We start from the raw sequence: 11,688 nt of genomic DNA, 5'->3' as shown, positions 1-11,688 counted from the left end.
TGGGTGATCGCGCGGATTCTAGCGGAAGTTGTCGGTTCAATCGATAAAGCGTCTTGGAGAAGGGGTGAAACATGCTAATATTGGCGAGTAATACATATCAAATGATACGTATGGTGTATTAATGGAACAAAAAGCTTCAACTCGGGAGAAGGTGTTTGATGCGGCCGATGCGTTGCTTGAGGAGGGTGTTCGGCCGACTCAGCAAGCTGTGCGAGAGCGCATTGGAACCGGCAGCCTGACAACAATCAATAAGGCGCTGAATGAGTGGTGGGCTGCGCTCGGGGACCGGATACAGCGTCGGCGACAGCACCCGGAGTTGCCTGAGCCTGTTCTGACCGTCGCTAATCAGTTGTGGGATCGGGCGCTCGCCTACGCCGAGAACCGGTTTGAGGAGCAGCGACAGTTACTCCAGCAGCGCGAGCGGGAGTTGCGCGAGCAGGCTCAGGTGGCGCAGCAGGGCGGTCATCAAGCACTGCAGGAGCTGCAGTCCCAGAATGGCCGGCTGCTTGAGCGGTGTGAGCTGCTCTCCGATGAAAAGCATGCACTGGAGCAGAAGCTGCTCAAAGCGGATGAGCAAAGCTATCGCATGGGGGCTCGCGTGGATGAGCTTGAGCACCAGCTTCGCCAGCAGAGGGCGATGTCGGGTGAGGGTGGCGGTAGCGAGGCATTGATTGAAGCTCGGGTGCGGCTCAGTATTCAGGACGAAGAGCTGCAGCGTTTGCGTCGATTGAATGATGAGCTGAATCGTGAAAATGCTGCGCTCAGGCAAAAAATTGAAAAATAGCGTTAACACTTTGACCTATCAGGCTGATATTTATGGAACTTCATATCGATATAGACGATGGTCAGGAGCAGATAGTAGCGCTCATTGCTGGGGCGTCGCCCGGTGATACCATCTGCTGTAAGCGTGATTCGCAGTTTGAGACCTGCAAGCAGGCTCTGATTAAAGCCAAGCTGGCCGGTGTTACGATCTGTTTGTTGGATCAGGATGATTATGTGATTCGGCAAACTTCAAGCAAGAAGCGTACGCAGGTCTCCGGCCCTCAGCTGAATGATCGGCAACTGGCAGTGATCAAGGCCCTGGAAAAGGTCTTGTCGCACTGCAAGAAGGAGGGCGTTACGCTGATTGGTTACAGTGATGAACTGGTCGCCTTGCCCTCGGGTCTCGTTGGTAGTGAATTGGCCTCGGCGTATGCGGTTGATGTGGATGCTCATGGCAGCTATCGCGGGGCTGATGGTATTGATTCGTTGTTGTCTACCTGATTAGAATCGAGACTAGTGAGCGCGGCTTTTCGGTGGCGCATCCTGCTTGAGAGAAAGACTTAATGAGTCAGGCGATACGCGTTCTACTGGTTGACGATCATTCGATTGTCAGATTTGGCTACCAGCAGTTGCTGATAGCCAGGAGCGGGGTTGAGATTGTTGGCGAAGCCGACAGCTGCGCATCGGCCATGATGCTCTATCGCTCTCAGGAGCCCGACGTCGTCATACTCGATCTGGCAATCCCCATGGATAGCGATTCGGAAGAGGTGCAGTCCACTGCAGGTGGCCTGGAAGCTATTCGTCGCATACGTAGCTATGATCCGCAGGCGCGCATTCTGGTTGTGTCCGGGCTTGATTCCAATCCTTACCCTCAGCGAGCCTCCCAGGCTGGCGTGCTTGGTTATGTGACCAAAAAAGCGGCATCTACTGATCTGTATCCTGCAGTTGTTCGGGTTGCGTCGGGTGGTGAGTATTACTCTAAATCCATAGCGCAACTGGTTGATTGCGAAGAGGAAGCTTACGAAGATAATCAGCTCTCTCAGCTTACCGGGCGAGAGCTTGAAATATTTTCGATGATTGCCGAAGGGCACAAGGTTAACCAGATTGCATCGATTATGCATGTCAGTCCAAAAACCGTTCATGCTCATCGCGCGAACCTGCTGCGCAAGCTTGGTATTAACTCCAATTCTGAAATCATTCAGATGGCGATGCGTGCCGGCATTCTTCAAACCTGATGGTCGGCTGAGTGGCAATGCATGACTGAGCCTAAAGATGCGCCTCAAGAACAGCAGGTCAATGACTCTCTGTCGCTTTGGCAACTTATTCAGTTGGGGGATAGTGTCAGGCTGGAGGCGGACCTGGTCGTTGAGGGAAAGACGCTGCTGTCGGTCAGGCGTTACTACGAAGTGATCGGCAAATCGTCGCCTGAAGATGCGTTTCATTGCCTGTATGTGCAGTCGGACTTAACCGGGGAGGTGGTCGAGCTGTTTCCGGGCTTTATCGCTGACTACCGCTCGCCGGATGAGCCTCCGCATCAGGCCTGATGGCTAAAAAAGAAAAGGGGCACATGATCCATCATGCACCCCTCATTCGGCGTTCCTTAAACCCTGCGGCACCATGCTCCTGCATGCATCCTGCGTCCTTTGCCGCTATCTGCCATCCGTCTGTTCATGCCCTGAACCGGAATCCATGGGTCTATTATGGCGCTGGCTGAGAAAATGGATATAGGAGTTTTTCCTAATTTTCGTTTTCAGAGGCTCTTTGGAAAGGCCACATCATAAGCGCCCACGGCGTTAGTGCCGCTTGAATCATTGAGTTCATCTGATTCTGCATGGCCTCCAGAGCCTCTATGTAGATCTCAGCGGGCGCAGAGAGATCAAATTGCTCGGCAGTTATCTGGCCGTCCTGGAGTGTCTTGCGCTCGCCATGGATCGATGTCTGTCCGCCATTCAGGCGTATTTCGATACGCCGGTAGTCAATCATCAAGCCCGGCATGACGCTGGAGAATACCCCGAGACCTGGAAGCAGGTTGTTGGCGACTGTCGGGTACGTGTTGGAGGTTGGTTCCAGCTCCTGGTTTTTCGTTGTGGAGAGCGTTTTGGTCTGAGTCATGGTCTGTCTCCGATTGTGATAGCCAGCGTTGTTATGCCACTGGAATGTTAAAGCAGTTTAAAGCCCGGTGCGGGCTAGCGCCAGCCGGTTTAATTGGGCTGCGACGGAGGTTGGCTGGAGCTGGTTGGTAAGGATTCGCTGATCTTGAGGCTCCTGTTATGCCTCAATATAATAATTCGCATAATGTATATTGTGGTGCATCAGCAAATCCCTATAAGGTCTTGATTTAGCTGGCTATTTTTTTCTCCATTTCCTCCATCACCTGTCTGGTTTCGAGATCCTCTATCGTTTCTTTGAATCGCCTCATTAACGCCACACCCGGATCTATTCCAGCGAGTTTAGCAGCTCTAACTATTTGTTCTGGCGCTAGATTTTTCCTTCCTGCTCTTACCGCTGATATGAATTGCCTAGAGACTTCAAGCGCTTGGGCAGCTTTGTAGTCCGAAGGTATTCCCTGTGCTTCTTTCATGGCGTCAACAAGGATGATGCTGTAGCCCATAACGCACCCCCTTTGTTGAATTAGAGTAATCTTAGTTGACGTTACCCGGTTGGACTACGGGGCCAAGTGGTTTACAGGGTACTTTCGGTTGACTAATGTTGTCTCCCACTGGTTTACACCTTTGGAGGCAACGGACATGCGTTACCACTCTGCTTACCAATTCGGTCGAATTGTTTACCACTCTGAACCCACCCGCTGCCGGCACTGCTCCGGCTCCTTGGCGCTTTACTACGGTACGACCTGGCACCTGGCCTGCGTTCAATGTGGGAGGGCGGCTGAATGACCGCTTTTGCTTTTAGCAAGGGGAAATCCGCGAAGCGGATCGGCGGCGGCGAGCGCAGCTCGACGGGGGAAGCCCGCGCAGGGGTGGGAACCGGCGTTTTTGCCTGGCACTTGGCCTGCGTTCAATGTGGGAGGGCGGCAGAATGATCATTCCCCTGATCCCCAAGCGCGTTGCTGGTTTTCTGCTCTTCGAGATGGGCGTCATCGCTGCGTCTGTTGTTGTGGGTGGTCTGATGGTTTTGTCGACTCCCGGTTATTTCGTCCAGGTGGTCGGCGCTTGGTTTCTCGTTTTTAACCTCTTTGGTTACCTCATGCTTTGCTATGACCGAGGTGTGAAGTGATCCGGGCGGCCAGATCGTGGGCGTGCAGTGTAGTAATACTGCACGTTTGTCTCACTTTTGAGACTCGGTGGTCGTTATGATTGATTGGATCACCTGCAAAATCCCTTGTACTCACGCACCTATTCAGTCCGGTCAGGTCATGAAACTGACCCCTGAAGGTGAGATTGAGTGGTCCAGCGTTTGCCGCACTCAGGTGGAAGGTTCCTTTGATACCTCTATCGCTGTTCGCTCTCAGGGTGGCGATGGCGAAGGTCACGCAACAGAGCTCCATTTTTCTGGTAACCCGGCCAAGTTTCTTCAGGGTCACAACATCATCGGCGGTGATGACATTTGCCACCTGGTTGAGATGGCAATGCAGCGTGTCGTTATTCAGCTCACTGATGCCGAGCTCGTTACGCCGTTCTTCCAAAATGCTGTCGATTGGCAAGCGATCCGAGAAGGGCGCTTCGAACTCGACATGTTCGATGTCAACTACATGTACCAGCTTCCCTCGCGTTCCGACGTTAACGCCTGGCTTCGTGCTGCTGAGTACTGCTCTCACACCCGGCACGGTCGCCCGCGTAATGACAAGGGCACCGTTTACTGGGGTAAGCACTCTCGTCGCTGGTCGATCAAAGGTTACGGTAAGGCTGCGGAAGTCGAAGGGAAGGGTAAGCACAAACTCCCTGACCATCCACGATTTAAACCACTGCGCGACTGGGTTCAAGACAAGCTCCGTTTAGAGCTTCGCCTTCGTCAGTTAGAGCTGCGAGACCTCGGCATCAAGTATGCCTTCCAAGTGCCCCCCGCTCGGGTACGTGAACTTTTTTCCGAATATATCGGGAGAATTGAAATGACTGAAAAAATGACGCTTAGCGATGATGTCGCTTTAAAGCTCCCGCGTTCTCTGGCCGGAACCTATCACCTTTGGAAAGGCGGCCACACTCCTTTTGATGTTCTTCCCAAACCGACGTTTTACCGTCACCGGAAGCGTCTTCTCGAGTTTGGTGTTGATATCTCAAACCCCCCGCCTTTCGCGTCGGGTAATAACGTGGTGCCCTTGGTTCGGGTGCTTGAAGCCAAGCCTGTCGAGATTCCCGATTGGGCCTTTAAAAACCGCTTAGTTGCGGTCGCATAAACAGGAGAAATCCAGATGTCTTTTAATAATGGTTATTTTGTTATTGGCAACTTCCACTCTGTTCAATCAGAGCCCTGGAGAAACGATGAAACGAAATTCAATCATCGGATCATTTTGAATAATCCGTATGAAGATCAATTCGGCAACCCGCAAACAGAAGTTATCCGGGTCGATATCTCTCAGGAAGATTTACCGACACTTCAGGCTCAGGCAGGCCGCATTCAAGGTCAGCAAGTAATGGTCCCCGTCGTTTGTAACGCCCGTAAAGGGGGTAGCACCGGTGCCTGGCTTTCTGTGCGGATGCCGAAAGGTTCAAAGCTGCTTTTCCCGAACGCGCAGTCTCAGGAACGGAAGGCGAGCTAATGAACCCGACAATCGCTTTCTTCTCAACGTTTGCGCTCGTTCTTTGCGCCGCTTTGGTCCCGGAAATTGCTTACTCCGCGCCGGGTGATCCGCTCACGATCGGGGACGCTGAGAGGATGGCGACCGAGAGTAACACCGTCATCGCTGTTTCTACGGGTGCTCTCGCCTTCATGTTGGGCTGGGTAGCGGGGTCCTCGTCATGACAGTCGAAGATTTCGTTGCCGAGTACGGCGGAATGTTGATGGCCCTTTTCGCGTCGGGGTGGGGCATCGGCTTTTTAATCACAATGACCCGGCGTTACTTCGAAAAAATTTAGGAGTCTCTTATGAGCATGAAAGATCGTTTCACCCAAGCGTGCACCAAATCAGCTGCGTTCCGCGCGTCAATCATCGCGGGCCTCACCGGTCTGGCCTCTAGCGCCAACGCAGCACTTCCGGCCTCCATCGGTACTGAGCTGACCGCTATCGAGACCGACGCCCTGGCGCTGGCTGATCTGGTGTGGCCGGTGGTCATTACCCTGTTCGGGGCGTTGATCCTGTTCAAGCTGTTCAAGCGTTTCGGTTCTCAGATTTAAGGGGACCGTTATGTTACTCCGGTTATTCCAGCGGGCCGGAGCAATCGGGGCGGCTTCGGTCGCCCTTTTTGTTTCCATGGTCGGCAGTGCATACGCATATAACGGTGCGGCCGTTAATGTTTATTCCGTCAATAACATTGGAAACGATAAAGGCTATTTCGAAGCGGATTATCATTTTCAAAAAAAATGGGCCGCTGATGATCCTAATTTTCCCGGTAAAACCGCTTACGTAAAAAAACGGCTTCGTGTTCCGAAACGCGGAAATCCACTTTCTTGGGTAAAGAAAAATCCCCTTGAAATAGCTGTCACAGCTGCGGTTTTCGCTGCCGGCTGGTCGATAGATGAGTTAACAGGTCAGGTTGTTCGTCCCGCTGGAACTGCCTCTTATTGGGCTAATTCGTATTATGAAACTCGCGGTCAAACATGGTTTTGTCAGGCAACCACTATCGAAGGTTGTGCAGCAGTTTTGCCCAGTTCAAATAATGTGCTTGCACGTAATGTGTCAATTGTCGAACAGGGTGATCCTTCCTCTAATACTCCTGGATTGATACGGTTTTACGTCGCTGAATGGGGTACGTGGCATGATATTGTTGTTAACTTTGAGCCTTGTACCGACCCCGTTGGCGCTCAGTACTGTGCTCAGCAAACTGGTGTAGAAGTGGTACCAGATCAAGAGGTTTGGGAAATCGTTGATGCTGTAGCGGATGAAGCAACACAGACCCAATTGCGTCCTTGGGTCACAGACCCCAACGGTAATCCTTATATTTACCCCGAGGTAGCTGACGCCCAGGATGAAGTTAGAGTCGGTGTGCCTGGTGCTGCTGCGTTACCTGAAGCGGCTATCGTAAACAATCCTCTCGAAGGTCAGGGTCTTGGCATCGATGGTATGCCTGTCGAAGAATCTCCAACACCCGAAGTCGAAACAGAAACCCCGTTCGAATTGCCGACTGATTATGCCCGTGAGCAGACGTTACAGGAGGCTAAGACTCAGCTGGAAGAATCAAAGGGGTTTTTACAGGAGCTCAAGGAAACGCTTGTCGATGGTAAAGACATCCCAGAAGAGCCAGACATTATCGGTGATAGTCCAGCCGATGAGGCGTACAAGAATTTGACCGATGAGTTCGACACGCTCCCTGATATGCCTGATCTCGGTATCAATCCCGATGTTGGTTTTCAGTCCTCGGGCACGTGCGAAACCATCACGTTCAATTGGGACGGTGCATCGGTTGTATTTCCCAGTACATCCCAGTGTTCAAAGCTCCAGACCGCGCAAGATATGCTCGGTTGGTTCATTTACGTTTTAACGTTTTTCGGGATCGTTCACATTATTCTCGGCGCTCGCAAGGGCGCGGCGTAGGAGGGCGGATACATGCAAGCTATCGCAGCTTTAATCACCTGGATTGCTTCAAGTTTCACTGGCTGGGTAGCCGGTACCATTTCGGCAAAGATCGCGGCGTCTCTCTCATTGATCGCCGTTTACACCTCGATTTTCGGTGTGCTGATCGCCGCATTGATGGGACTGATCGGCGGCATTGAAATGGCGGTTAACGATGACCTGTCTCGGGCAATGTCTTGGTTCGTACCTGATAACACTATCGCCTGTATCGGTGCCGGCATGTCTGCCTGGGTGGTTCGGGCCACGTTTGAGTATCACGCGGCCATTATCCGGCTTTGGTCGTCGGCGCTGTAAAGGAGGGTTGGCTGATGCTTTTACGTTTCGCGATTTACTCCCTGTTTGTTTTCCTGGTTGTTTTCCTGGTGGGATTCTCGCTAGGCATGGTGTACTCGGATTTGCAGTGGTTCGACATCATAGCTGAGGTATCACAGTCATGATTTTTCGTTTCGTGACCGGTCGTCTCGGTACCGGCAAAACCATGGTTAGTGTTGGTGTCGCGATGTCGTACCTGAAAAAAGGGCGAATGGTTGCCACTAACGTTGACCTGTATCCCGAGAACTTCGGCGATAAGCGTAATAAGACCGTTCGAATTTACCGGCTCCCGGATCATCCCAGTTCTGATGATTTGAAGGCGCTCCCACCGGGTAACGCCACACTGGTACCGGGTCCTGACGGCTCGTTGATTCCGGGTCCCAATTACGACCCCGCGGCAAACTCGTTGTTGCTCCTGGATGAACTGGCCCAGTTTCTCAATACCCGGAGTTACACCAATAAAGACCGGCTTAACATCATCTCTTTCCTGGTATTGCTCAGAAAACGCGGTTGGGATGCTTACTTTATCGTTCAGCACATCGATATGGTTGATAAGCAGATCAGGGAAGCACTCGCGCAAGAAACCGGTTACTGCCGCGATATGTCCCGCTTACCCATCCCGATCCTCGGCTCTTTGACCCGCAAACTCACCGGAAAGACACTTCGTTTCCCGAAAACCTTTCGTGTGACGTTCCGCGATGGTTATTCGCCGGATGGCCTTAAGATCGAATCTAAAACCATCAGCGGGGCGGTTAAACGGTGTTACAACACCGCGCAGGTGCTGGATGCTGAGTATTCTCCGCCCTGGGCTATCAAACATCACGGCACAGCCGGGGTTCACATGCTGCTGCCTGCCTGGCACCTGGAGGGCTACAAACTGCCACCGAAGGTATCGTTTTGGAGCCGTTTCGTGTCTCGCGCTTTAAAGGTTTTTGGGTTCGTCGTTGTCATTCTGGCGTCCATCCTTTCCCTGATCACGCCGTCCAGCTGGTGGCGTGCGTCCTATCAGTGAGGTCGATATGGATTATTTTTTAATCGCACTGCTGTTTGTTGCTATATTCGTTACCGGGGTGATTCGCGCCCGTCAGATCGAAGAAGAAGAAGGTTTCGATTGACCTGGACGCGCCTCGGGGTCGACGACTCCGGAGGAGTCCCCGAGGCGTGGAGGGGTCAAAACCCCTTAATCGTCACAGCTTGGCGGGGTGATCGTCCCCGTTTCGTAATAGCAGGGAGAGCAGGGCATGTCATTACAAGATCGGGATTACATGAAACAGGACCGCAGGGACCGTCAGGCGAATGTGGATCGGTGGAATTTGGGCGACTGGAGGAAGGAGGCGCACCCCACGCAGTTAGCCCGGGCCCGAAAAAACCGCAAACACGACAAATCCACGGAAGAGCTTTACACCATCATCCGCAGCCAGCGGACACAGCTCATAATCTCGGTCGGGCTCAATGCGTTGTTGCTTTATCACCTTATGTTCTAGCCCTTAGTTGCTCGATCACTTTTACTTCTTCCGGCGTTAGCCACATTTGCACTTCACCCCGCGCCTGGCGGCGCTGCCGCTCGGCTGCTTTTCGTTCCGCCGCTGTCATAGCCCCCGACTTGAGTTTCGGCTTTCGCCCTGGCTTTTTTGGTTCGTTAAAATCATCACTTCCAGGCGCTGGCTTGAGCTCGTCCGTCTCGTAATCAATATCTAGCTCGTATTGCTTGCAGTAATCTGCAAACTGCTCTTTTGCGCTCGGCCACTCTGGTTTTAATCCGTATTTCTCGCAGAACATTTGATAGGCGGTTCTTTTCATGTCGTTCTCCATTTCGTGACTGTCACTATATTCATTATAGCGTGACCGTCACAAAAAGCAATTAAAAAGTGTGATTGTCACGAAATAAATTAAGGGAGTTCGCTCAGGCCCGGGCATGCTTTTACGCGTTAGCGTGATAGGCGGCATCACGTTGTTAGATCAGTGCACCATCGTTGATCCGCCGATACCTTGACCGCGGCGATCGCCAGGACTACAGACCCAGCGACCGCCATTGTTCGTAGATGCACTGACGAACAAAGCTCTCGGGTGTTGATCAGATCGCTGACCTAACAGCCCCCTGATTAACCGCTTTTTAATGCTTTCAGATACGGTATACCCATGATTTCACCCACGGTGTACCGATATCCCTGCGGATCCACCAACGCACCTGGTTCGATCTGCCAGCCATCCCAGCCGGGAATTAGCCCGAATATCTTCAGTTCCAGCATTTCCCGTTGTAGCGGTGTTAGCCGTTGCTCGGCGATCATCCGGTAAGCCGTCGCCCTGGATACACCCAGAAGCTCTACCAGATCAGACGCCAGAAGGTAGCGAGCATGGTTACCGCAGCGAGAGATCAGGCGGAATTTCAGCATTGATGCAGCGTTATGTTTCATTTTTTTCGATCCTTGATTATGAAAGTTTCTCATCGACTCTTAGGAGTCATTGGGATCGTAGCGGAAGGATTTGGGGAGGTTTTGCGGTGTGGTTGGTGGGTATTCGCTGATCTGTGATGTCCTGTCATGTCTCAATATGCAACTTCGCATAATGTATATTATGTTAAATTATGTATATTCGTGTGGAGGTGGATTCGTGGATTGATGGTTTGTGTCCTTCTTGGCTCTGGCATGTACCCTCACCCCGATGTTCTGTTGCGATAAACCGCGCGGAGAGTCGCCAAGATTTAAGTTTTGCGGGCTGAGTGTCGTAGATTTCAACGTAGCGCGTCATGGCATTAGGCTCTCGTTTTCTGTGCTTCAGAATAACAGCTGGTAAACGAGCACCGCATTGAAGCCTAACGAGATGATCAGCTGGATACGTAAGCTACGGATAATTGCGTAGAGTTCTTCCTGGGGTTTAACCGCTTGTCCATTGCGTGCCTGAGTTCTATTGGTCGGATGAGCTTCTGCGCGCCAGTCACCCAGATTCCAGCGATCCTTGTTTGCTTTGCGCTCGCGGTATTCCTGAAGTTTTTCGACATCCTTGTTCATCTGAACTCCTTTGCAACAAATTAGTGGGAATCCGGGACGTTCTCTAGCGATGCTCACCGCAGCGGACGCTCTCCGGGTTTCGAATATTTCGCGCAGCCTAATTCTTGTAAATCAATAAGATATAGAGTATTCGTAATCTACTTATTAACTTCTGTCTTTATTCAAAAGCAAATCAAAAGCCACCTGTGGAAATTAGTGCGATAACCGCGGGCGTCATTCATTTGTTCGTCTCGTTACGGTAATGGGTATACTTCCGGGAGCTACCTTTCACCTCTTGTGCGGGGTATTTTTTTGCGTTTTTAACCATCTTGTCTTGGCAAGCCTGCTCAATATCGATGTTCAATTTTCCTGCGAGGCGAATAAGGTAAAGTTGCACATCCGCTATCTCGTCGCGCACCGCTGAAAGCGACTCCTCATCCAGCTCTGACGACTGGGCTTCGGTCGTCCATTGAAAGCACTCTTGCAGTTCTGCCGCCTCAACGGTTAAGGCCATGGCGAGATTTTTGGGTGAATGAAACTGATCCCAGTCTCGCTCTTTGGCGAACTGCTCCATGGCTTCGTTAAGATGTTTGAAAGGGTTCGACATTAGGGAAATGGGATGGACTCCCCCTCCTATGGCATTTATGTGCCAGATTGGTAGTTGACTCAACCAATCGTAAAGAAGGAGCCCATCATGGAAATTATGCGTATTGGTCTCGACTTGGCCAAGAATGTTTTCGAAGTCTATGGGGTTGATGAGCAGGAGCGACCGGCTCTGCGTAAGACGCTCAAGCGCAGCCAGGTAATGAAGTTCTTCGCCCAGCTTAATCTTTGCATTGTTGGTATTGAAAGCTGCGGTAGTGCCCATCACTGGGCCCGAAAGCTCCGCAGCTTTGGCCATGAAGTCCGGATGATGGCCCCTCAGTTCGTGGCGCCATACCGA

The 11,688-nt window shown here is 51.9% G+C and carries 18 protein-coding genes and 1 pseudogene; 13 read left to right on the top strand and 6 right to left on the bottom strand.

What is annotated here, in order from left to right:
- The first annotated feature begins 121 nt into the window (after positions 1–121).
- From G403_RS24645 to G403_RS0116780, 4 genes are all read left to right on the top strand, one after another.
- Positions 122–784: a DNA-binding protein gene (locus G403_RS24645; protein ID WP_051299186.1), complete on the top strand. Its 663-nt coding sequence runs from the start codon at positions 122–124 to the stop codon at positions 782–784.
- A gap of 32 nt (positions 785–816) precedes the next feature.
- Positions 817–1,263, top strand: a complete 447-nt coding sequence (locus tag G403_RS0116790; protein ID WP_027855009.1) for a hypothetical protein — start codon at positions 817–819, stop codon at positions 1,261–1,263.
- A 62-nt stretch (positions 1,264–1,325) separates the two neighbouring features.
- Positions 1,326–1,997 (top strand): LuxR C-terminal-related transcriptional regulator, encoded by a 672-nt coding sequence (locus G403_RS0116785; protein ID WP_027855008.1) that lies wholly within the window; start codon positions 1,326–1,328, stop codon positions 1,995–1,997.
- 21 nt (positions 1,998–2,018) lie between these two features.
- Entirely contained in the window at positions 2,019–2,306 is a 288-nt protein-coding gene (locus G403_RS0116780) for a hypothetical protein (protein WP_027855007.1), read from the top strand.
- Between the two features lie 193 nt (positions 2,307–2,499).
- On the opposite strand, the gene G403_RS0116775 is transcribed toward G403_RS0116780, so the two are convergent.
- Together G403_RS0116775 and G403_RS0116770 are read right to left on the bottom strand one after the other, a co-directional pair.
- Positions 2,500–2,874, bottom strand: coding sequence for a hypothetical protein (locus G403_RS0116775; RefSeq protein WP_027855006.1), 375 nt, complete (start codon positions 2,872–2,874; stop codon positions 2,500–2,502).
- 226 nt (positions 2,875–3,100) lie between these two features.
- Positions 3,101–3,373: a hypothetical protein gene (locus tag G403_RS0116770; protein ID WP_027855005.1), complete on the bottom strand. Its 273-nt coding sequence runs from the start codon at positions 3,371–3,373 to the stop codon at positions 3,101–3,103.
- A 425-nt stretch (positions 3,374–3,798) separates the two neighbouring features.
- On the opposite strand from G403_RS0116770, the gene G403_RS0116765 reads away from it, so the two are divergent.
- The 8 genes from G403_RS0116765 to G403_RS0116710 all read left to right on the top strand — a co-directional run bounded on the left by G403_RS0116765 (position 3,799) and on the right by G403_RS0116710 (position 9,242).
- A complete protein-coding gene (locus G403_RS0116765) occupies positions 3,799–3,996 on the top strand; it encodes a hypothetical protein (RefSeq protein ID WP_027855004.1) in 198 nt (65 codons plus the stop codon).
- A 76-nt stretch (positions 3,997–4,072) separates the two neighbouring features.
- Positions 4,073–5,113 carry a phage/plasmid replication protein, II/X family gene (locus G403_RS0116760; RefSeq protein ID WP_027855003.1) on the top strand — a complete coding sequence of 347 codons (1,041 nt, stop codon included), beginning with the start codon at positions 4,073–4,075 and terminating at the stop codon, positions 5,111–5,113.
- 15 nt (positions 5,114–5,128) lie between these two features.
- Positions 5,129–5,476 (top strand): hypothetical protein, encoded by a 348-nt coding sequence (locus tag G403_RS0116755; RefSeq protein ID WP_027855002.1) that lies wholly within the window; start codon positions 5,129–5,131, stop codon positions 5,474–5,476.
- Positions 5,477–5,801: 325 nt separating this feature from the next.
- A complete protein-coding gene (locus G403_RS0116740) occupies positions 5,802–6,050 on the top strand; it encodes a major coat protein (protein ID WP_027855000.1) in 249 nt (82 codons plus the stop codon).
- A 10-nt stretch (positions 6,051–6,060) separates the two neighbouring features.
- On the top strand, positions 6,061–7,407 hold the full coding sequence (locus G403_RS0116735; RefSeq protein ID WP_027854999.1) for a hypothetical protein: 1,347 nt from the start codon (positions 6,061–6,063) through the stop codon (positions 7,405–7,407).
- 12 nt (positions 7,408–7,419) lie between these two features.
- A complete protein-coding gene (locus tag G403_RS0116730; protein WP_027854998.1) occupies positions 7,420–7,740 on the top strand; it encodes a DUF5455 family protein in 321 nt (106 codons plus the stop codon).
- A gap of 139 nt (positions 7,741–7,879) precedes the next feature.
- Positions 7,880–8,770: a zonular occludens toxin domain-containing protein gene (locus G403_RS24640; protein ID WP_051299180.1), complete on the top strand. Its 891-nt coding sequence runs from the start codon at positions 7,880–7,882 to the stop codon at positions 8,768–8,770.
- A gap of 229 nt (positions 8,771–8,999) precedes the next feature.
- A complete protein-coding gene (locus G403_RS0116710; protein WP_027854997.1) occupies positions 9,000–9,242 on the top strand; it encodes a hypothetical protein in 243 nt (80 codons plus the stop codon).
- On the opposite strand, the gene G403_RS0116705 is transcribed toward G403_RS0116710, so the two are convergent.
- The 4 genes from G403_RS0116705 to G403_RS0116690 all read right to left on the bottom strand — a co-directional run bounded on the left by G403_RS0116705 (position 9,232) and on the right by G403_RS0116690 (position 11,352).
- A complete protein-coding gene (locus G403_RS0116705; RefSeq protein WP_027854996.1) occupies positions 9,232–9,558 on the bottom strand; it encodes a hypothetical protein in 327 nt (108 codons plus the stop codon). The two genes, G403_RS0116710 and G403_RS0116705, sit on opposite strands and share 11 nt — an antisense overlap.
- Before the next feature lie 302 nt (positions 9,559–9,860).
- Entirely contained in the window at positions 9,861–10,172 is a 312-nt protein-coding gene (locus G403_RS0116700; protein WP_027854995.1) for a hypothetical protein, read from the bottom strand.
- 360 nt (positions 10,173–10,532) lie between these two features.
- Positions 10,533–10,766: a hypothetical protein gene (locus G403_RS0116695; RefSeq protein ID WP_027854994.1), complete on the bottom strand. Its 234-nt coding sequence runs from the start codon at positions 10,764–10,766 to the stop codon at positions 10,533–10,535.
- 217 nt (positions 10,767–10,983) lie between these two features.
- Positions 10,984–11,352 (bottom strand): nucleotide pyrophosphohydrolase, encoded by a 369-nt coding sequence (locus G403_RS0116690; RefSeq protein WP_027854993.1) that lies wholly within the window; start codon positions 11,350–11,352, stop codon positions 10,984–10,986.
- An 87-nt stretch (positions 11,353–11,439) separates the two neighbouring features.
- Here G403_RS0116690 and G403_RS25490 point away from each other — a divergent pair.
- Positions 11,440–11,688: pseudogene (locus tag G403_RS25490) on the top strand (IS110 family transposase); the annotation flags it as partial.

Source organism: Marinobacterium litorale DSM 23545 (genome assembly GCF_000428985.1).
In the GTDB taxonomy this organism is placed as follows: domain Bacteria; phylum Pseudomonadota; class Gammaproteobacteria; order Pseudomonadales; family Balneatricaceae; genus Marinobacterium_D; species Marinobacterium_D litorale.
The sequence above is the reverse complement of the archived record's forward strand: the minus strand, read 5'-3'. Positions and strand labels throughout refer to the sequence as shown.